Here is a 19,084-nt window from a genome sequence, read left to right as displayed (position 1 = left end):
CATTAAAAAGGGATAGATTCTACAATTTCACCGTCAACTATTTCATAGCCCCATTCCGGGTTGGCAGCAATTTGTTTTTCAACTATACTTCGACCGAGAGGAGTTTGGTAAGCTTTTTGCAAAGAGGAAATACTGGGGATTTCGTCGGCGGTTGGCGGCTCTTTTTGTTCGACGAGTTGGGGCGGTTCTGCGATTGGTTCAGATGTGGATTGATTCAGGGCAAATTGCGGCGCGATCGCCCCTAATTTCTGCATCACGCTTTCTTTGGTAATTTGCGGTTTTTCGTTGAAGGAAGAGGGCAAATATGCGTTTTGTACGCCTTGGTTTTTGGCTTTGAGCGCATCGTCAGCAATACGATCGCACTTTCGCAAAAAACCCTCCCACAAATCCTTACCCAAAACCGGATTTCTCAAATCAGCGCGGGCTTTAGACACTGCTGCTTCCAGCGGTTCGCCTTTGTGTACGTAATACTGAATTCGCTCCTCCTCAAACGCCGGATAAGGCACTTCCGGCTCAATTTCCCACTCCCGCTTAACTTTCTGGCTTTCTCCTAAAGGAATTCCGGCAATAAATTCATCCCAAAAAGTCGAGGTTAAGCCCTTTGTCATGCTGTCAATAATTTTAAAAGCCCATCCCGAAGGATTGCCAAATCCTAAGTTGCGATTTCTGGCATATTCTTCTAAGGTTCGCTGAAAGTTATGCAGTTCAGCTTCGCAATTCCAAGGCCCGCTAAATCGGTAATTTGGATTGACTGCAACGGCTATTTGCTGGCGCGGTTGCCCGAAAAATTTGTCGGTTTTAACTTCATGATTTGGGGGTGAAGTTTCCGCAACTATTTCTACAGGGGGATTGTTGTTTTCGCGGATTGTTTGTGTTATAATATCAGCAGGATTAGCTCCAAAACAGCTCTTAAAATTTTCCTCAAAAGCGTCAAGATCCGCCCCGAGTTCAAGGGTTTCGGTGTTGGGATTTGTGGATTTTTCTTTCAGGAGCGATCGCACTTTCAGCAAGCGTCTCGCGATTTCTTGTTCTTCGCGATTTAAACCCGTGGCTTTTTCAATTTCGCCGCTGTTAGTTTTCACCCATTCGCCGGAGTTGGAATGTTGTGCTTGCCATTGCAATAATTGGCAAAGAAAAATGCTCGCCGTGACTCCCCCGGTAATTTGGGCGAGTTTGGGATAGTAGATGGCGGGATTTCCTAGATTTCCTAAAAATATTCCTATTTTCATTTTGTATATTCCTAAGTCCCGTAATAGTAGGGTGCGCCACAAGCACCTTACCCCGTAATTGTAGGGTGCGCCACAAGCGCCGAGAGCTCGACTAAAGTAGCATTGAGAAACTTAAGATTTTCTTTAAGCTTCTGTCTATTCCCGACTGAATGGAGTTTCTAGAGGAAAGATGGGGAGCGCGTATTCGATCGCCTGATTGACAGAACAGAGTTAAACGTAATAATAAATTATTTACTCTACATTTCCCCCCAAAATGAATCCAGAACGCCAAGAGGCTTATTTGAACTTGATCGAGCGAGTGCTTACCTGTCCCAACGGCCAAGAACCAGAGGTTTTAAGTTCCTGTTCCGATTTAATAGATGCGGGATTTGTGCAGATGCTAATCCAGATATCGGCTTCCATGGCCCGCGAAGGTGATGCAGATACTGCTAATTTTTTAGTGCAACTTGCTCGTTTGCTGGGGAAATCTTTGGGTTTGTCGCCGGATTTGGTGCCTGCTGGGTACAGCAGCGCACAGCGGTAGATAAAAGTACGCGCGGCGTAGCTATCGTCCGCTGGAATCGCCTCGTTGTATCATGTTTTGGGAAATCGGGGCGATTTTTAACTGTATCGATGGCTTTACAGTTTATATTCGAGAGGCTCACAAAAATCATTTACCCCAGTTTTAAATACATAAATAATCACCGATGTCACCAAAATCTGCGGGCAAGTTTTTGCGGCGACTAAATCTCTAAATGCAGCATTCAATTGTCCGTTTGTCAAGTCTTCTTTTACCTCAGATTTGCAGATAGCAACGCGGCATCTTTTTGCCAATCCGTCCAGCCAATTTTCAGAGATATTCGGTTCTTGTCCGGCTTGAATTGCTAGAGATATCGCTGCATCTTCGATGTTGCCTTCGCAATCTTCGATTTCGTCTAGCGCTTTTAGGGCTTCGGGATATTCGGCTAATTGCGATCGAAATTGGGCAATTTCTTGTGAGGTAATAATCACCATAAGATTTTCCTGTGTTCTCTGCGGGCAGAATAAGTTTAGCAGTTAAAAGTGATATTATAGCATTTTTTTGCTTGAGGTTGGGATGCGGCGATCGAAATTAATTAATTTTTCAACTGATATTTGGCACTTCGCAATAGTCGGCTAGGGTTTAAACCCTGGTCTCAAAGCGGAAGTCCACGCGATGAGGACTGATGTTAAAATTGATTAGTTTCGCCTGTCATTGCGAAGGTCGCGAAGCAATTGCAGAGACTGGGTGATGGATCTGTCATTGACAGAAACAGGCGCTAAAATAGGTTTGCAGGACTCATATTTCTCGGGAGTCAGAAAAAATGACAACAGTTACTTTAAACTTAGATACTGTCGAACTAACAGACGAACAGTTTTACCGTTTGTGCCAGATGAATCGAGATTGGCAATTTGAACGGACAGCGAAAGGAGAAATCATCATTATGTCACCAGTAGGCGGAGTTAGCGGCAATCGAGAAGCCGATTTAATTGGCTTAGTTTGGCTGTGGAATTACCAAAGACAGCTAGGGAGAGTGTTTAGTTCTTCGACAATTTTTCGGCTGCCGAATAACGGAGACCGTTCTCCCGATGCGGCTTGGGTTAGCTTAGAAAGATGGTCGGCTTTGACAGCAGAAGAACGGGAAAAATTTCCGCCAATTTGTCCTGACTTTGTAATTGAATTGCGCTCGCGTACCGACCCGCTGCGCCCGCTTCAGGAGAAAATGCAGGAATATCTCAACAGCGGCTTGCGTTTGGGTTGGCTGATTAATCCTCAAGACGAACAAGTAGAAATTTATCGCCCTAATCGCGATGTAGAGATTGTACAATTTCCTGTAAGTTTATCGGGAGAAGATGTTTTGCCCGGATTTGTTTTGAATTTGCCGATGATTTGATTTTTTTATATAAAATGTTTGTAGTGAGGACTTTAGTTTTCTTCCAAATCTGAGGACTAAAGTCCTCACTACAAAGCAATTTTGTTTGTCTCGTTTGAGGCGAGATAATATTACATCACAGTTTTTGAGTTGCCAATTCTATTTTCTTCGGACAAATATCATCATCGTACCAACCAGTCAAAGCCACAGCCAAAGCATCCGCAGCATCATCGGGTTTCGGAATGTAAGCTAACTCCAACTCCCGCGCTACAGCTTCTTGCACTTCCGATTTATCAGCATTGCCGCGCCCGGTCAAAGCTTGCTTAATTTGAGCGGGCGTAAACTCGAACAGCGGCACTCCGCACTGAGCTAATACTAGCGTCAAAACGCCCCGCGCTTGCGCTACAAGTATGGTATTTCCCATTTTGTAAAAAAACAGTTTTTCGGCAATTGCTAAATCTGGTTTGATCTCGTCAATTACCGCGTGCAAATCTTCGTAAATTGTTTTCAGCCGCTGTCCCATTTCCTCCTTGGGCGTTGTTTTAATCACGCCGCAATCAATCATGGAAATGCTGTTTTGGTCTTGTTTTCCTGGGACAATTTGACAGGAAATTGCGCCGTATCCGAGATGTGCTAAGCCCGGATCTAATCCTAAAATTCGTTTTTCCATTAACCCTTATTCAGTGTTTATCTGTCCGCTCAAATCCGTTAATCGTACTACACAAGCTGGCGCACAGATGCTCCCTTCTCAATTATTCAATTCTTTAATATAAGACTAATTTGAAAAGTCTTGCTATAGTTATAGAATTTATCTGTGATTTGCATAAGTCGGGGCCGGACACGGCCAGGCTGTTTCTCTACAGATGATATCCTCTAATTTTGGTGGTAGCAATGGTATAAGTTTGTTGGCAAAGCCCAAGCAAGTCGTTTGGATCAAGCTTGTTTGCTTACTTTGAAGGCTCTACCCACAGCAATTATTCTGACTGTAATGCTACGATATCTTCACATCTACCAGAAATTCTACGGTATACCAAGCTCAATACTACTGCCAACCGGACACGGATCGAGTCAATAGCCGATCGCGCGCGCATTTTTGGCTCGACTGGGGTTAACCCCACTCGGCGGAGGCGATCTGTACTCGATACGCAGGTAAGATGGGCGCGAGGTATCGCGATCGCCCCTGCATTTGCATTCAGCACAATGTTCAGGCATACTGCATAATTAAAAAGCTTTATTTTTAGTCCATAACCCCCAACCATGAGAACTTACTACTGCGGCGAACTGCGAAGCGAACACATCGGAGAGACTGTCACCCTTTACGGCTGGGTGGATCGCCGCCGCGATCATGGCGGGGTGATTTTTCTCGACGTGCGCGATCGATCGGGTATCGTGCAAATTGTCAGCGATCCTGAACGCACCCCCGATTCCTATCACGGGGCTGAGGCTTTACGCAGCGAATACGTGGTTAAAATTACCGGGCGAGTCACCAGCCGCCCCGAAGAGTCCCTCAACCCGAAATTGCCTACGGGTGAGGTGGAAATTTATGCTGACGAAATTGAGTTGTTGAATGCGGTTCGCAAACAGTTACCGTTTCAGGTGGCGACGGCGGAAAATGAAAGCGTGCGGGAAGATTTGCGGCTGAAATATCGCTATTTGGACTTGCGGCGCGATCGCATGAGTCGCAATTTGCAGCTTCGCCACCAAGTCGTCAAAGCCATGCGCCGCCACCTGGAAGATGTGGAAGGTTTCATGGAAATTGAAACGCCGATTTTAACTCGCGCGACTCCCGAAGGTGCGAGAGATTATTTAGTTCCCAGCCGCGTCAATCCCGGTGCATGGTATGCTTTGCCGCAGTCGCCGCAGTTGTTCAAACAATTGTTAATGGTGTCTGGTTTCGACAGATATTATCAAATTGCCCGCTGTTTCCGCGATGAAGATTTGCGCGCTGACAGACAGCCGGAATTCACGCAATTGGACATGGAAATGAGTTTCATGTCTGTGGAAGAAGTAATTGCCTTAAATGAAGGTTTAGTCTGCCATATTTTCCAAACTGTGAAAGGCATTGAATTGCCTTGTCCTTTCCCGCGTTTGACTTACGCGGAAGCAATGGATCGCTACGGTAGTGACAAACCAGACACTCGCTTCGGTTTGGAATTAGTGGATGTTTCCGATTTGATGAAAGACTCGGGATTTAAAGTATTTTCCGGGGCGGTTGCTGCGGGCGGAATTGTGAAAGTTTTGCCGATTCCGGGCGGGAATGATGCGATTTCTAACGTGCGGATTAAACCTGCAGGCGATTTGTTTAAGGAAGCCAGCGAAGCCGGTGCGAAGGGATTGGCTTACATCCGCGTGCGGGATAACGGCGAAATTGATACGATAGGCGCAATTAAGGATAATTTGACGGAAGCGCAAAAACAGGAATTGCTCGATCGCACCGGCGCGCAACCAGGTCATTTGCTGTTATTTGCTGCTGCCGACGCCACAACTGTCAATAAGACTTTAGATAGATTGCGTTTGTTTGTCGGTAATGAATTGGGATTGATTGACAAAGACAAGATGAATCTGCTGTGGGTGACAGATTTCCCGATGTTTGAATGGAACGCCGATGAGAAGCGTTTGGAAGCATTGCACCACCCGTTTACCGCACCGCATCCCGATGATATTGACAATTTGAAAACAGCCAGAGCTCAAGCTTACGATTTGGTATTAAACGGTACAGAAGTCGGCGGCGGTTCTCTGCGGATTTATCAGCGGGAAGTTCAGGAAAAGGTGTTTGAGGCGATCGGCTTATCGACTGAGGAAGCTTACAATAAATTCGGCTTTTTGTTGGATGCGTTTGAGTATGGAACTCCGCCCCACGGAGGCATTGCTTACGGTTTGGATCGGTTGGTGATGCTGTTGGCTGGTGAGGAATCGATTCGCGATGTCATGGCGTTTCCGAAGACGCAGCAAGCCGGGTGTTTGTTGACGAATGCGCCGTCTAGTGTGGATGAGAAGCAGTTGAAGGAGTTGCAAGTGCGATCGACTTATACGCCCAAGTCATAAGCCGATCGGGACTTAGGCAAAGCCTATGTGTCATGCTGAGAGAAGGGAAGCATCTCGCTGGATGCTTCACTAGACTGCGTTTTGTTCAGCATGACAGACACGATTCTGCGTCCTGGACTGTGATTGAGTCAAAACTTTGGCTGATACTGTATGCTAGAGTTACATTCCAGGTCTTGAGACTAAAAACGCTATAATTAGCATAATCGAAAATAGGTAAAAACGATGTCAACAGTTTATCGTTTAAAAGCCAGCGAACTCAATCATCATTTTTTAGAACAAATCAAGGCGACTTTTGGAGATAAAGAGATTGAAATAATTGTTTCTGAGTGTGATGAAACCGAATATCTTTTGAAATCAGAAGTCAACAAAAATCGACTTTTAAAAGCTATTGAAAATGTTAAAGAGGGGCAAAATTTAGTTGAAGTTAATTTACATAATTTGCAAGGAGCAGAAGAATTGTTTTTGAATCTTCTGCTTTTGCAGATTTTAATGAATGGGCAAAATTAGACAAAAAGATTTATCGCAAAATTGTAGAATTGATTAAAGATATAGACCGCTCACCTTTTGAAGGATTGGGAAAACCTGAACCTCTGAAATACGAGTTAAGTGGTTTTTGGTCTAGGCGCATTGATAACGAACATCGTTTAGTTTACCAAGTTACGGATCGAGAAATTGCGATCGTCGCTTGTAAGTATCATTACACTGAATAGATGTGATTGCGTTTCCGAAGACGCAGCAGCCGGGTTGTTTGCTGACAAATGCGCCGTCTGGTGTGGATGAGAAACAATTCACAGAGTGCGATCGACTTATACGCCCAAGTCATAATTATGAAACACCTTGACAATTTAACTATTTGTAGATTCCCGACTTTTTAAAGAACTCGGGAATCTGGATAATTGTTTTTTTTAGGTAGGCTTACTTATCGGGACTTAAACAAATTTTCAACCCAAACCAATCCCAAACAGGCTTTATACGCCATAAATGGAAGTTGTTTCCTTTATAGCGTGTTTGTTGATGTGAAAGCGTCAACTACAATCGATTGTATAATGATTAGCACTGATTTTTTGTTGAAGCCCTCCTATGCTATAATTATAAAGGTAGCTTCAACTTAACTCTCTATGGCTGACTCTCACTACTTTATTAAAAACTTAATCAATGATGTCGAAAGGGGAAGAATTAGAATTCCCTCTTTTCAACGGGGTTTTGTTTGGGAACCCAGTCGAGTTTCCTACTTCATAGACAGTATTTATAAAGGTTTCCCTTTTGGTTCTGTATTACTTTGGAGAACTAGAACTCCTTTACGGACTGAAAGGAATCTCGGTCCCTATAAACTTCTTGATAACGATCCTGAATATCCCATAGATTATGTACTTGATGGGCAACAGAGAATAACTTCTATTTTTGGTATATTTCAAAGTTCTCTTATTGCTGACCAGGGAGAAAACACTAATTGGACTAATCTGTTTTTTGAAATAAATAGCGAAGAATCTGTCCCCTTTCAATATTTGGAAGATTTTACCAATTATGATGCTACAAAATTTTTCCCGCTCAAGTATGTTTTCGATGCTCCTAAGTATAGGCAAGTTACTAGAAACTTAGATGAGAGTTTAGCACAAAAGATAGACGAGCTAGTGTCAAGATTTAACCAAGCCAAAATTCCTGTAGAACGATTTGAAAATGAAGAACGGAAATATGTTGCAACCGTTTTTGAGAGGATCAATCGGCAAGGGGTCGAATTAGATACTTTTCAGCTTTTGTCGGTTTGGAACTGGAGTGAAGATTTTGACTTACAAGAGAAGTTTAGAGAACTTACTGAAGAACTGGAACCATTCGGCTTCAAAGAGGTAGGCTCTAATTTGCTTCTCAAATGCTGCTCTGCGGTAGCAATGAATAGTGCCGATCCAGAAGATTTTATGGAACTTCCTGGTAGTACAGTACGAGAAAAATTTGATGAAATTCGGACAGGCATATTCAGGGCTATTGACTTTTTGAAGGATGAGCTAAATGTTTTCAGTCTTAAGCTTTTACCAATGGAAAACATATTACCCGTTTTAGCCTCGTTCTTCGCTTCGCCACAAAAACAACCACCTCCTATACCTGATGAGCAATACAAAACTATCAAGAAATGGTTTTGGCGTTCATGTTTTTCTCAAAGATATGCAAGAGGAGGACCTAAGAGTACCGCTGTAGATTTGGCAGAAGTACAAAATCTTAAGGCAGGCAAACCTCATAAACTTGGAGACTTTGACATATCCTTAGATACTAGCTTCTTTCTTAAAAACTCGTTCCGAATGTCTACAGTTGCAACAAAAACCTTTATTATCCTTTTAGCACAAGGAAAACCCTTAAACTTTATTCAAGGTACGAATATATCTTTGCAAGAGGTTTTATCCCAAGGTAATCGAAAGGAATTTCATCATATTTTTCCCAGAGCTTACTTGGAACGTCTGGAAAAGTATAACGATGAGCAAATTAATTGTTTGGGAAACTTTTCATTACTTGCCCGAACTGACAACAATAAAATCAGCAATCAACCACCTAGCAAATACCGTACTGAGATGCCTGCTGACGCTAAAATTTTTCAGGAGATAATAGTAACACATTTCTGCCCTGTCAATACGTTCACTGATGACGACTATGATAGCTTTCTGGCATTAAGGTCTGAATCGCTACTTCAAAAAGCAAAAGAACTTTCCCAAATTGTTTAGTTGATAAAGTTCTTGCAGTCTAGCTGTCTGCTGATACATCTTTTTATAAGTGCAATCTGCCTTGATTGTTATGGTCTAACGGGACTCAGACAAAAACTGAATCCAAAATGGCTTTAAACCTAGATAGAGAAATGTCTAGTCCTCTTAGAAGGGTAAGCTCGCTCACGCCAGAAAACCGGATTGGCGATCGCCCTTCAATGAGATATAAAGACCGATCGCACTTCACAAAAAAAGTGCGATCGCCCTCAAATATTACTCTTTCCAGTAACGGGTTAAAATCCGTATTACCTCACCCGCTAGAGGCGATGGTAGAGGCGGGCTCCATTCCCCAACTTCTGCAAAACCTAAAACGTGCAGCAGATTAACGATGCTGTCTACCGCTTTAGGAACGCCGCACAACAGCAAACGAATCGGTTGCTTACCTTGAGGTACGTCAGGAATTTCTTCCCGGAGTAGTTCGGGAACTGACTTTGGCTGTGATATCATAGAGTTTGAATTACACGAATAGTGGAATTGCGATCGCCCTCAAGTTTTCCAGGCCAGGGGCGATCGCTTTTCCGTTTGTACATCCTCAGTCTAGTTCAATCGCTGCCGTTTGTCAATCGTTACGACAAAATAAATGGTTGCAGCGACAATTTATGGGAGAGTCAAGGTTGCAGAATGGTAACATCAGCTTGCAAAGTTATCGCTAGCAGTTGAGCATCAGCAGTGATCCGTTGGAAATTGGCAGTTGTGATGGCCGATCGCAATATCAGCAATAAAGAATTGGCTGCTTTAATTGGGATGCACCCAACTTCTGTGTCTAAAATCAAAACCCGTCGCCGACTCACCAGAATTGACGAAGCAACCCTTAGCGCTTTGTGCAGAGCACTGAACTGTCAGCCTGGGGATTTAATGGTGTATGAGGAGGACAATCCCGATGACTTAAAATGACATGGTAAAAACGCTACCTATTACTTACTCTTGGCCAGATGAATGTCTATTTCCTGCTTCAGCTCGGTCGGTCAAATTCAGCAACCTGTTTTTGACGAAGAGATGTAATCGCTAAGACTAAAACACTTAACGTAAGGCCTAAAATCGCATAACTCGGTAGTGAAAAAATAGTTACTTTAAACAAATAAGGCAATTCCCCCCCCTTCCAGTTCCACCGCTTTCCTAGAAACACCAACAGCCCGCCATGAATCACTGCGGTTTGCACCATGACACAGCCAACGCCCAATAACCAAACCGACATTCTTTGCCTAGAGAAGGCACAATTTTTAATCTGAAAACATAAATCGTTCAGCAAAAAAACAACCGCCGGTGCTAACATCACAGAACTGGTTGGCTGAGAATAGTTGATAGCAATACTCAAAGTAGAAATTAGCACCATTTCAGATAAGTCAACTTTTTGTGACCAAGCATTGCGAGATTGTTTTTTGTAAAAATACCAACTCACTAAACCAACTAGCACCAGAATAATCGAGTCAGAAAATAGCTTCGCCACGAAGGGACTATCGGGGAAAAATCTCGGCCCCATAACCCTTAAATCAAGGCGACTCATAGAAATATAAGCATTATTCGATGGATCGTTGAGCCAGAGTGGAAATCCACGAGTCGCATCCTGTATAAATCCTGTTAAGGAGTTGCCCGTTACAGCTAGACCTATAACTGTCAAAAAAGTTACCGTGACTATTGATATAAAAACTAGCTGAAACCGTCTTTTGATTAAAAAATAAGGAATAAACAATATAACTAAAGTGGGTTTAAAAAGGGCTATTCCTAATAAAGCTCCTGCAATTATATCCCGATCTTTTCTAGCATAAATAAACATCCCTAACAGCAGAACGGCAATAAAAGTTGCCACATTGCCAACTTGAAGGTCGAAGACAAAACCGTAGAGGAATGCAACTGATATACTACAAATAGTCCGAAAAGCTCGTGAGTGCGACACCAACAAGATATTCGCTCCCCATAAAACAAAACCTGTGGCAATAAGATGCAGCCAAGTCCAGATAGTGAATGCAGTCTTCATCGGGAAATAGCCCACAAACCAGAGGGGAGGAATGATATTAGGTGGATAAACAAAAGATGGAATAAACCCACACACTTTAGTGATGCTACAGAAACCGATGTTAAACACCTCGACATTAAAGGGGCTCAAATGCTGATGGGCTAATCTACTCGCTACATAAAACCACTTAAAATCCCAGTAAGGCGGATCTGGCCGCTCAGTCAGATTGTAAACCAACCAACCCGTATAACAGAGAAATCGCGTAAGAACTAATACAATAACTGCTTGCAAAATAAAGTAAACAATAGGTTGACGAAAAAACTGAGTCAACCTTTGGCTCGAAGGATGTTTTAAAAACAAAGAATCTTGCCATGCTGTTTTTTCGCTATCTAATCGCCAATTAAAATTGAGAAACAAAGCGACTGCAATGAGAATAATTACATTCCAGAATCCAAAGCTAATCATAACAAATAATTTTAATAAATTTACTATTTGATAATATCACAACCAGAAATCCTCAACTAAAAATCAGCATTTAAACCTAAAACATAGACTTTTATTCCCCGTTTAAACCTAACTCTCTCTTCTCTCTTTTCTCTGCGTCCTCTGCGCCCTCTGCGGTAAAAAAAAAATCTTATTCCCAAACAAAATAGCATTGCCATCTAAAAGCCCGATCGCACTTTTGCCCCTTGTAACCCTGTTCGCCCCCAAACATATGCGTTAACCTAGTTGACTACAACTTGTACCGCACTCCCCAACTAAATTCATGCTTTCCCGCATCAAAGAAGTAGCCGCCACCCTAGCACCCCGCTTAATCGAAATACGCCGGCACATCCACTCGCACCCCGAACTCAGCGGTCAAGAATATCAAACCGCCGCCTACGTAGCCGGAGTGCTCGCTTCCAGCGGAGTCCGCGCCATTGAGGGAATCGGCAAAACAGGAGTGCTCGGCGAACTCAAAGGCCACAGCAGCGAGTCCCGGTGGCTGGCAATTCGCACCGATATGGACGCTTTACCGATTCAAGAACGCACAAACTTAGAATTTGCCTCCCGCAACGAGGGAGTCATGCACGCCTGCGGCCACGACATCCACACCACCGTCGGTTTGGGCGCAGCCATGATATTGTCTCAGCTAGGCGAAAAATTGCCCGGTCACGTCCGCTTCTTGTTTCAGCCGGCGGAAGAGATTGCCCAAGGTGCTCAATGGATGATTAAAGACGGGGCGATGCAAGATGTTGAGGGCATTCTCGGAGTGCACGTTTTCCCGACGATTCCCGGCGGTTGCGTCGGTATCCGCCACGGGGCCCTGACGGCGGCGGCAGATGACCTAGAATTGATTGTGATTGGCGAATCCGGCCACGGTGCGCGTCCCCACGAGGCGATCGATGCAATTTGGATAGCTTCTCAGATAATTACCACTTTGCAGCAGGCAATTAGCCGCACGCAAAATCCTTTGAGGCCTGTGGTTTTGACGATCGGGCAAATTAGCGGCGGACGTGCGCCGAACGTGATTGCCGATCGCGTAAAATTGCTGGGAACCGTGCGATCGCTGCATCCGGAAACCCACGAAAAACTGCCGGCTTGGATCGAACAAATTGTCTCCAGCGTTTGCGAGACTTACGGCGCTAAGTACGAACTCACCTACAAGCGCGGCGTGCCCGGAGTCCAAAACGACCCAAAACTCACTCAATTAGTCGAAACTGCGGCTTTAGAAGCTTTAGGGCGATCGCGCGTTCAGATTTTACCAGAACCATCCCTCGGCGCGGAAGATTTTTCAATGTATTTAGAACACGCGCCGGGAACGATGTTTCGCTTGGGAGTGGGACTGGCTGACAAACCGAACTATCCCCTCCATCACCCGCAGTTTGAGGTGGATGAAGCCTCAATTGTGACCGGCGCTGTCACCTTGGCCTATGCCGCCTGCCAATATTGGAAGCAGCAAGCAAGTAAGTGATATCGTTTCTAATCGCAGTTGTAGGGTGTGTCGCGATCGACAATCCCTCAACTAATAGCGACAATCTAATAGATCCGCACCTTACCCAATATTTACTGTAGCTGTAGGGTGTGTCGCGATCGACAATCCCTCAACTAATAGCGACAATCTAATAGATCCGCACCTTACCAAATAGCTAACTAACCGTAGGGTGCCCAGCGGGGAAAAATGTTTAGTCTGTGGTCGTTACATTCAGCCGCTCGGCACCCTACAATAAAAACTAAAACCCTTGATTGTACAGCCAAGTTATGATACTCAATTAAGTAGATGGGTGCAAAAAACATATATATGTCCGAAGAGAGCGAAACGAAGTGAAGCGACGCACTTCGCTTCCGGTTACGAGAGTTTTACATTCTGTTACATACCACGGTTTATTTGCGCCTACCTACTTACTTGTATGCGATTCAATTAATTGATGAGTGGAATTAAGCGCCAAATCACCCTTGACAGCCGGCACATTGCTAAACACCTGCCAGACACGCCACAAATGAGAAGATTGCTAAATAAAGGACGTGCTGCTCATATTTTTAACGATGAACCTACGATGAATCAGGTAGCTCAAGCCATAATAGAAGATGGAGACTTTACAGGTACGATTCGGGGCTACGATCGTTATGGTATGTTTTTTATTGAATCAATTGGTTATAGAGTTGACCCGGATGGTAGCCGTCTGTTACTTTACTACGGAGAGATAAAAGTTGATGCAGAAAACCGATACCACGTTACGCCTCGAACCCGACGTAGTGAAGAATAACTGGGAGTTTACAGAGGTATGGATCGATCCAAATCTTTCACCTCCTTATCTGCTTTTGTTACTAGGTGATGCTGAGGGGAATTGTCGAATCTACGATCCGGCTGAGGGTTATAAAGTTGTGTTTTCTAGTAAGAGTTATGATGAGGCGCAGTATTGGCTTTTAGAAGATGAGTATGAGCCTGTAGAAGGGCGACTGAGAGTGTCGGAGTTAGTTTGAATGATGCACGTTGAAGGGGCGATTCCCACGGGATAGCTGCGCTTCACGCGCTTTTGCTCTCATGCCTCACTCTATTAACTTATCGTCAGCAATAAGTATGATATAATTGAAAATACGATCTTTGTAAAAGCCATGTCTCAAGCAACATTAACTGATGTTTCCTTAGATCCAATATTAGAGCGCTTGACGCAACTTGCCCAACTAGAACCTGACTGGGATTCTTATGGTGCATTAGCAGTTTCGCCCGTTGCTTTTGTAAAAGCCTGTCAGTTGCTTATTCATATCAAATACTCTCTTTCGCCTTTAGTTGGCGAGCTAATTTTACCCTATGATGCAGCACCAATTGCTAATGGTAGCCTACAACTGGAATGGCGAAGCCCATACGGCAATCTAGAAGTGGAAATTAAACCTGATATGAGTTTCAGCTATCTACTAATTAAGGGAGAAGGAAACGAGAGAAAATTTGAGGAGAAAAACGAGGTATCATTATCTGAAGTCCTGAATGTGGTGTCTCAGCTATTGATTCCATAAGTCAGGATGAGATAATGCTAGAAGAAATTGCAGACAATGAGATTCTTTATCGTCGGATTCCTCATGTACATCTTTATGAGGATGGTACTGTAAAATCAGTTGCTTTCCAGGTTAGAGGAAAACCTGATAACAGTATCTCAGTTGAGTTGGCGAGGCTAACAACTCCCCAGGAAGTTTTAGCCCGTGCGAGAAATCCTGACACTACAAAAGTGGGTGTGTTGGTAGCAGGATATGCCCGTTCTTTAGGTTTCATTATCCGCCACGATCCCTTGCAGGATAATCCAGCTCATTGTCTTATTGAGGGGGAAAACAATAAAGTCAAGTGTAAACTCTTGGCTGAGGCTACAACTATTTTGACTTTGCCTGAGTAAAGGCGATCGCGCTTTTTGACAATTTGGGATGTAAGGGCGATCGCTCTTTTTCAGATTCAAGTATTCGGATTAGCTGTTGCCTGCGTGATGTACTGGATAATCCCGTCAAAATTCTTACGGATTTCTGCCAGTTGTTTTACCCCAGTATTAGAAGCAGAAATCGCTTCCTCTTCCTTCAGACGAGCGGCTGCAATTTGCTTCTCAATCTCTCCGTAAACTTGTTGCTCAAATTCTCGCAACTGCCCTTCAATTTGATTTTCGAGGTTTTGAGCTATCGCGATAAACTGACTTGTAATTTCGCTTCGAGCCTCAGCCATTTTCTGCTCTTGCTCCTGTTCTTGTTTGGCTTTATAAAATTCCGCTCCGATTGAAACTAATGTTAGAAGAGGGCCGACAAACATAGCGACATTAGCAATGTCTTTAGCAATGTTGACTGCTTGCCAAGGTCGAAAGTTAAAGCCGATAAATTCTCCGACAGTCAAAACAGTTTTATGGAGATTGCTTCCTACTACATCCATAGAGCGTAAAAAACCCCCTCCAGCAGTAGGTAAAAACCCTCTTGTCCCTAAGTCAGTAAGTTGACTTACATCAAGTCCTACTTTTTCTCCAACTTGGAAAAGCATTTCAACTTGCTCTATCAGTCGATTCCTATCGTCATTTTGTATAGATACTTTTTGGTTGACCTGCAAACGGGCTACAAAAGCCTGGACTAAATTACTTTGCAGTATATCTTTAACTTCATCTTGTATTGACTCAACTGCTGCCTTCACAGCTTGTTCCATTTCGCGTCCAGCTCTCTCATAGTGTTGTTGTACCTTACTTTCAGCCTGTTTATTAAGCATCTCAAAGTTATCTTTGCCACCAACTGCTGAGGCTAGGATTCTTCCTTCATTAACAACTGCTGATGACAATAGTAGTGCTATGCTATGAATCTTGGTACGGAGACGATCGCGCTCTTTACGCACTGTGCGAGATAACCGTGTCAGCACTTCAAAAAAAGCAGAATCTTCGCTAGAGTTGCGAGTAAAGCTCAACTGAGCCTCATCCACACAGCTTAGAGCAATTCGGACAGGTGTATCAAAACGAGCAAGGGAGCCACGACGCTCTACAAACTGATTGAGAGCATCAATAAAAGTTGGAAATCGGCTGATGTCCGTCAGAAAATCATCTTTATCATCAATGCCTTCACAGTAGTCTTTGGCATCGATAAAGCAGATCGGAAATTCATCAAGACTGTAAGGCTTCAGTGCATCAGCAAGACTTTTGCGGTAGTTGGCAATTTTTTGCTCTTCTTCTCCTGCTTCATCAGACATTTTATTGATAACCAGCATCATTTTCCAGCGATAGCCTTTTTCATAGGCTAATTTCTTAAAATTCTCTGCTGTCAACGAGTCAAAGAGCATATAGGTGAGGCAGAAAACCAGTAAGTCAGATTTATGAATGGCATCATAAGTAATTTCATCGTGATCTTGGCGGTCTGTAAAAAGTCCGGGTGTATCAATTAGCTTGATGTCGTTCCAGTCATAATTGGTAGTTTTATCAGTAGCAATATCAGCATCAATGCGGATATCCCGCCGTCCTGTCATGGCAGAAATTATAGTTGATTTACCTGCACTGTACTGACCAACAAAAGCTACTCCCAGAATCCCCTGCTCTCGATAATATTTTAATTCATCACGCACTTTTTTGCGGATAGCTGTTAGTTCGGGTGTGTTTCCCTGAGCCAGTAAGTTGTCAAATTTTACTAGGGTCTTTTTGAAAGATGCACCGACATCGGCAGCTTTAAAGTTGGGGGTGTTCTGAGTCATGGTAGTTTAGTTTTTTTTGGTAGATTTGAGATAGCTAAAGGAAATATCCTCTTGAAGGATGTGTTTGATATCCTCTAGTAATTTTAGTCGCTGAACTTTCGATTTTGTTACAATCTTCATGTTACGCCCGAAATCTCGGTGAACTTTAGCAATGGTTTCGGCGATCCGCTCATCTGTGAGAGGTTCGTTTTCTTCAACACACCAGTCAATAATTCGCTTGGCATAAGCACGATTTAGATAATTTTCTGTCTCTGATAACTTCTTTTTTGCTTCTTCAAGCTGAGTCGCGATCGCCTCTAGTCCTTGAATTAGCTCCGCAAAGTAGGCATCAATATTCACGGCAACAGCATCACAAAACTTGCTGAAGTTAGCCTCAGCGTCTCTGAGTGTGGCTTGCTTATGCTTGCTCAATTGCTCATTTAGTGAAGTTGAAATGTTTTTAACAGCCTCGCTACGCTTTTGATCTTTTGATTTAAAGCGATCGGCAAGCCAATTGATCATCAAACCACTAACCATTACGATTGCAGTCGCAGCAAGCGCAGGTAAACCAAGAGGTGTTAAAGCTAGTCCTGCTAAAGGTATAAGAAGAATGCTACCTATTTTAAAAGCTAGTTTATTGAAAGTCTTAGAATCCTGCTCGACAAATTGAAAGTTACCACCTTCTAGTTGAGCAATTAGTTTTAATTCATTTCCGACTTCTTCAAGAACTTCCTGAACTTCTTTGTTAAATTTTTCGCCATTCTCTTGAGATGCGGCTTTCAGGCGTTCCTCAAATCGGATAGACTTTAATTTTTGTTCCCATCCAGACTTCATTTGATTTTCCTTGGATTCCCAATAAGCCTCAGCAAAGGATGGAATAGCATTGATAGCATCTTGAAAAATTGATACGATTTGTTGCTGTAAAGATTCACGGCTGTCCCTTCCTGCTCTATGGATTTGCTTTTCGATCGTCTGACGCTTATTTTTCAGCGTCTCTGTCAATTTTTCATAGACTAAAGCTTGTTGATTTACCCACTTATAAGGATTATCAATTGCGCCTACGGTAGAACCTAGAAGAGTTTGAGAGCGCCGAATTGCGCCATGATTAACCAGAGATACACGAATTAAATCAAGAAAATCCTGCATCCGACTTGCCTTAAAAAGCTCCTGTTTCTTCTTTGCGTGTTCTGGTTCGCGGGAAAGCTGCGCCGCCAGCAACATCACAGGAACAATATCGAAGTAGTCATTAGCATAATGCTCTTGGGCGTAGCGACGGATACGATCAATGTGTCCACCTAGCCCACTTTGACCATCCATCACAAACACTTTATCGGGGTTCTTTAAGAAATGCTCCAGCCGTCGAGAATCGCGTAAGTTATTCTTGACATTCAGTAGAATAATTAATGGCTTGGCTTTTTCCTTTAGTAACCGCAAGAAAGCAAACTCACTCTCTTGGATACTGTCATTTGTCACGACATAACAAATTACATCTGACTCGTCGATAATACTTTTAGCAATTTCTTCATCACTTTTGCCACCGGGAGCGCCAATCCCAGGAGTATCAATGATGCGGATATTCTTCCACTCGTACACCCGATTAAACCGAGTTGTGCGCTGCTTGCCTACACCGATCGCATCCCATCCATCATCTGTAACGATGGCGTGAAGAGTGCTTTTCCCCGCCTTAGTTTTGCCCATAAATGTGATGCTGAAATGATTGAGAGCGCGTTCCTTGGCCCGAAGCGACTCCCGTACACCCTCAATTTCTTTAATAATCTCGGCACTCAGAGAGTTTCTAGTATCCTCAAGTTGCTTGGCGACTTCCTTAGCAGTGGTAGCCTGACCTTTACCACCTGTTTTATGTTTGATGTCTTCGATAGCCAGTTGAATATTTTTGCCCAAATTGGAAAGTGCTAGTAAAGCTCTTTTAAGTGCCAATTCGGCAAATTTGTAATCTTCATCAGCGATGACTGCACACTGACGAATTGCCTCGTCATATTCTGGCCCAGTTAACAGGATTTCCCGTCGTATTTGCTCAACTTTTTGTTCACTCCCAGTGAGTTTTGCTACATTATCCACCAATGCGCGTGAAAGGAGAGAATCAGCCCCTTTAAGGAAACGCGCACCGATAGAGAGTTTCTCTTGCTGATTGTCTTCGCCTATAAATCGGGTATCAGTGAAGGCTCCTACTTCTGCAAGCTGTCGCTGTATTTCTCCCGTTGGCCAGTTCCAAATCCGTGCTACTTGTTCCGCCATCTCCCGCTCTAATGCTGAACAGAAACCGTCAACATAGGCGATCGCCAACATTTGCGACATGGCCTCACTTTGCTCACCGGGCAACACTTTCCGAGCTAAATCCTCTACAGAAAGCTGGTTTTCGTCTTGAGCCAGAATTTTTTCCATCTCAGCGAGAGTGCGTTGAGAAGCGCCGATCTGCGTTGCTAGTTCGCGTAGTGCTTTCGACTCTTCACTGTGAATCTGCTGATCCGCACATACCATGTGCGTGACTAATAGGAATGGGTAGTCTAGGTGTTCGGTGGTTTTTGAGATTAGGTCAGACATATTAATTTATTCAATATTTGGAT

21 protein-coding genes are annotated in these 19,084 nt (G+C 43.6%); 13 read left to right on the top strand and 8 right to left on the bottom strand.

Annotated elements, in window-relative coordinates:
* Positions 1 to 2: 2 nt before the first annotated feature.
* Complete coding sequence (locus tag QUB63_RS01040; protein ID WP_332942908.1) at positions 3 to 1,229, bottom strand: hypothetical protein; 1,227 nt, start codon at positions 1,227 to 1,229, stop codon at positions 3 to 5.
* A 253-nt stretch (positions 1,230 to 1,482) separates the two neighbouring features.
* Between QUB63_RS01040 and QUB63_RS01035 the strand changes: the two genes are divergently transcribed.
* Positions 1,483 to 1,752 (top strand): hypothetical protein, encoded by a 270-nt coding sequence (locus tag QUB63_RS01035; protein ID WP_332942907.1) that lies wholly within the window; start codon positions 1,483 to 1,485, stop codon positions 1,750 to 1,752.
* A gap of 95 nt (positions 1,753 to 1,847) precedes the next feature.
* On the opposite strand, the gene QUB63_RS01030 is transcribed toward QUB63_RS01035, so the two are convergent.
* On the bottom strand, positions 1,848 to 2,222 hold the full coding sequence (locus QUB63_RS01030; protein WP_332942906.1) for a hypothetical protein: 375 nt from the start codon (positions 2,220 to 2,222) through the stop codon (positions 1,848 to 1,850).
* Positions 2,223 to 2,551: 329 nt separating this feature from the next.
* Here QUB63_RS01030 and QUB63_RS01025 point away from each other — a divergent pair, with 329 nt between their 5' ends.
* On the top strand, positions 2,552 to 3,121 hold the full coding sequence (locus QUB63_RS01025) for a Uma2 family endonuclease (protein WP_332942905.1): 570 nt from the start codon (positions 2,552 to 2,554) through the stop codon (positions 3,119 to 3,121).
* 115 nt (positions 3,122 to 3,236) lie between these two features.
* On the opposite strand, the gene ruvC is transcribed toward QUB63_RS01025, so the two are convergent.
* Positions 3,237 to 3,770, bottom strand: coding sequence for a crossover junction endodeoxyribonuclease RuvC (ruvC, locus tag QUB63_RS01020; protein ID WP_332942904.1), 534 nt, complete (start codon positions 3,768 to 3,770; stop codon positions 3,237 to 3,239).
* Positions 3,771 to 4,074: 304 nt separating this feature from the next.
* Entirely contained in the window at positions 4,075 to 4,299 is a 225-nt protein-coding gene (locus QUB63_RS01015; RefSeq protein WP_332942903.1) for a hypothetical protein, read from the bottom strand.
* 58 nt (positions 4,300 to 4,357) lie between these two features.
* Between QUB63_RS01015 and aspS the strand changes: the two genes are divergently transcribed.
* From aspS to QUB63_RS00995, 4 genes are all read left to right on the top strand, one after another.
* Positions 4,358 to 6,145, top strand: a complete 1,788-nt coding sequence (gene aspS / locus QUB63_RS01010; protein WP_332942902.1) for an aspartate--tRNA ligase — start codon at positions 4,358 to 4,360, stop codon at positions 6,143 to 6,145.
* A gap of 222 nt (positions 6,146 to 6,367) precedes the next feature.
* The gene (locus QUB63_RS01005; RefSeq protein ID WP_332942901.1) at positions 6,368 to 6,652 is read left to right on the top strand and encodes a hypothetical protein; all 285 of its coding nucleotides are present in this window, start codon (positions 6,368 to 6,370) and stop codon (positions 6,650 to 6,652) included.
* Entirely contained in the window at positions 6,601 to 6,855 is a 255-nt protein-coding gene (locus QUB63_RS01000) for a Txe/YoeB family addiction module toxin (protein WP_332943257.1), read from the top strand. The genes QUB63_RS01005 and QUB63_RS01000 overlap by 52 nt, the downstream gene beginning before the upstream one ends.
* Before the next feature lie 408 nt (positions 6,856 to 7,263).
* Complete coding sequence (locus QUB63_RS00995; RefSeq protein WP_332942900.1) at positions 7,264 to 8,853, top strand: GmrSD restriction endonuclease domain-containing protein; 1,590 nt, start codon at positions 7,264 to 7,266, stop codon at positions 8,851 to 8,853.
* Between the two features lie 252 nt (positions 8,854 to 9,105).
* On the opposite strand, the gene QUB63_RS00990 is transcribed toward QUB63_RS00995, so the two are convergent.
* Complete coding sequence (locus QUB63_RS00990; RefSeq protein ID WP_332942899.1) at positions 9,106 to 9,339, bottom strand: hypothetical protein; 234 nt, start codon at positions 9,337 to 9,339, stop codon at positions 9,106 to 9,108.
* 222 nt (positions 9,340 to 9,561) lie between these two features.
* Between QUB63_RS00990 and QUB63_RS00985 the strand changes: the two genes are divergently transcribed.
* Positions 9,562 to 9,786, top strand: coding sequence for a helix-turn-helix domain-containing protein (locus tag QUB63_RS00985; RefSeq protein ID WP_332942898.1), 225 nt, complete (start codon positions 9,562 to 9,564; stop codon positions 9,784 to 9,786).
* Between the two features lie 58 nt (positions 9,787 to 9,844).
* Here QUB63_RS00985 and QUB63_RS00980 read toward each other — a convergent pair whose 3' ends face one another.
* Complete coding sequence (locus tag QUB63_RS00980; RefSeq protein WP_332942897.1) at positions 9,845 to 10,996, bottom strand: glycosyltransferase family 87 protein; 1,152 nt, start codon at positions 10,994 to 10,996, stop codon at positions 9,845 to 9,847.
* A 616-nt stretch (positions 10,997 to 11,612) separates the two neighbouring features.
* On the opposite strand from QUB63_RS00980, the gene QUB63_RS00975 reads away from it, so the two are divergent.
* The 6 genes from QUB63_RS00975 (at position 11,613) to QUB63_RS00955 (ending at position 14,712) form a co-directional block, all read left to right on the top strand.
* Positions 11,613 to 12,800 (top strand): M20 family metallopeptidase, encoded by a 1,188-nt coding sequence (locus QUB63_RS00975; RefSeq protein ID WP_332942896.1) that lies wholly within the window; start codon positions 11,613 to 11,615, stop codon positions 12,798 to 12,800.
* 190 nt (positions 12,801 to 12,990) lie between these two features.
* Positions 12,991 to 13,056: a zinc finger domain-containing protein gene (locus QUB63_RS34965; protein ID WP_442921748.1), complete on the top strand. Its 66-nt coding sequence runs from the start codon at positions 12,991 to 12,993 to the stop codon at positions 13,054 to 13,056.
* A 198-nt stretch (positions 13,057 to 13,254) separates the two neighbouring features.
* Positions 13,255 to 13,593, top strand: coding sequence for a DUF6972 family protein (locus QUB63_RS00970; RefSeq protein ID WP_332942895.1), 339 nt, complete (start codon positions 13,255 to 13,257; stop codon positions 13,591 to 13,593).
* Positions 13,583 to 13,810: a hypothetical protein gene (locus tag QUB63_RS00965; RefSeq protein ID WP_442921742.1), complete on the top strand. Its 228-nt coding sequence runs from the start codon at positions 13,583 to 13,585 to the stop codon at positions 13,808 to 13,810. The genes QUB63_RS00970 and QUB63_RS00965 overlap by 11 nt, the downstream gene beginning before the upstream one ends.
* 132 nt (positions 13,811 to 13,942) lie before the next feature.
* The gene (locus tag QUB63_RS00960) at positions 13,943 to 14,341 is read left to right on the top strand and encodes a hypothetical protein (protein WP_332942893.1); all 399 of its coding nucleotides are present in this window, start codon (positions 13,943 to 13,945) and stop codon (positions 14,339 to 14,341) included.
* A 14-nt stretch (positions 14,342 to 14,355) separates the two neighbouring features.
* Positions 14,356 to 14,712, top strand: coding sequence for a hypothetical protein (locus QUB63_RS00955; protein ID WP_332942892.1), 357 nt, complete (start codon positions 14,356 to 14,358; stop codon positions 14,710 to 14,712).
* A gap of 56 nt (positions 14,713 to 14,768) precedes the next feature.
* Here the strand turns inward: QUB63_RS00955 and QUB63_RS00950 are convergent, their stop codons facing one another.
* Both QUB63_RS00950 and QUB63_RS00945 read right to left on the bottom strand, forming a co-directional pair.
* Positions 14,769 to 16,520: a GTPase gene (locus tag QUB63_RS00950; RefSeq protein WP_332942891.1), complete on the bottom strand. Its 1,752-nt coding sequence runs from the start codon at positions 16,518 to 16,520 to the stop codon at positions 14,769 to 14,771.
* Between the two features lie 6 nt (positions 16,521 to 16,526).
* Positions 16,527 to 19,061, bottom strand: coding sequence for a GTPase (locus QUB63_RS00945; protein WP_332942890.1), 2,535 nt, complete (start codon positions 19,059 to 19,061; stop codon positions 16,527 to 16,529).
* Positions 19,062 to 19,084 lie beyond the last annotated feature (23 nt).

The sequence above is a fragment of the Microcoleus sp. ARI1-B5 genome (genome assembly GCF_036705795.1).
Lineage (GTDB): Bacteria > Cyanobacteriota > Cyanobacteriia > Cyanobacteriales > Microcoleaceae > Microcoleus.
This window is presented reverse-complemented; position numbering and strand designations above follow the sequence as displayed.

Excerpts from the sequence above, each read along its gene's own strand:
- QUB63_RS00990 (WP_332942899.1), bottom strand. The coding sequence starts at position 9,339 with ATGATATCACAGCCAAAGTCAGTTCCCGAACTACTCCGGGAAGAAATT.
- QUB63_RS01030 (WP_332942906.1), bottom strand. The coding sequence starts at position 2,222 with ATGGTGATTATTACCTCACAAGAAATTGCCCAATTTCGATCGCAATTA.
- QUB63_RS00945 (WP_332942890.1), bottom strand. The coding sequence starts at position 19,061 with ATGTCTGACCTAATCTCAAAAACCACCGAACACCTAGACTACCCATTC.
- QUB63_RS01040 (WP_332942908.1), bottom strand. The coding sequence starts at position 1,229 with ATGAAAATAGGAATATTTTTAGGAAATCTAGGAAATCCCGCCATCTAC.
- QUB63_RS01025 (WP_332942905.1), top strand. The coding sequence starts at position 2,552 with ATGACAACAGTTACTTTAAACTTAGATACTGTCGAACTAACAGACGAA.
- QUB63_RS00950 (WP_332942891.1), bottom strand. The coding sequence starts at position 16,520 with ATGACTCAGAACACCCCCAACTTTAAAGCTGCCGATGTCGGTGCATCT.
- QUB63_RS01035 (WP_332942907.1), top strand. The coding sequence starts at position 1,483 with ATGAATCCAGAACGCCAAGAGGCTTATTTGAACTTGATCGAGCGAGTG.
- ruvC (WP_332942904.1), bottom strand. The coding sequence starts at position 3,770 with ATGGAAAAACGAATTTTAGGATTAGATCCGGGCTTAGCACATCTCGGA.
- QUB63_RS00970 (WP_332942895.1), top strand. The coding sequence starts at position 13,255 with ATGAGTGGAATTAAGCGCCAAATCACCCTTGACAGCCGGCACATTGCT.
- QUB63_RS00955 (WP_332942892.1), top strand. The coding sequence starts at position 14,356 with ATGCTAGAAGAAATTGCAGACAATGAGATTCTTTATCGTCGGATTCCT.
- aspS (WP_332942902.1), top strand. The coding sequence starts at position 4,358 with ATGAGAACTTACTACTGCGGCGAACTGCGAAGCGAACACATCGGAGAG.
- QUB63_RS00960 (WP_332942893.1), top strand. The coding sequence starts at position 13,943 with ATGTCTCAAGCAACATTAACTGATGTTTCCTTAGATCCAATATTAGAG.
- QUB63_RS00975 (WP_332942896.1), top strand. The coding sequence starts at position 11,613 with ATGCTTTCCCGCATCAAAGAAGTAGCCGCCACCCTAGCACCCCGCTTA.
- QUB63_RS01005 (WP_332942901.1), top strand. The coding sequence starts at position 6,368 with ATGTCAACAGTTTATCGTTTAAAAGCCAGCGAACTCAATCATCATTTT.
- QUB63_RS00995 (WP_332942900.1), top strand. The coding sequence starts at position 7,264 with ATGGCTGACTCTCACTACTTTATTAAAAACTTAATCAATGATGTCGAA.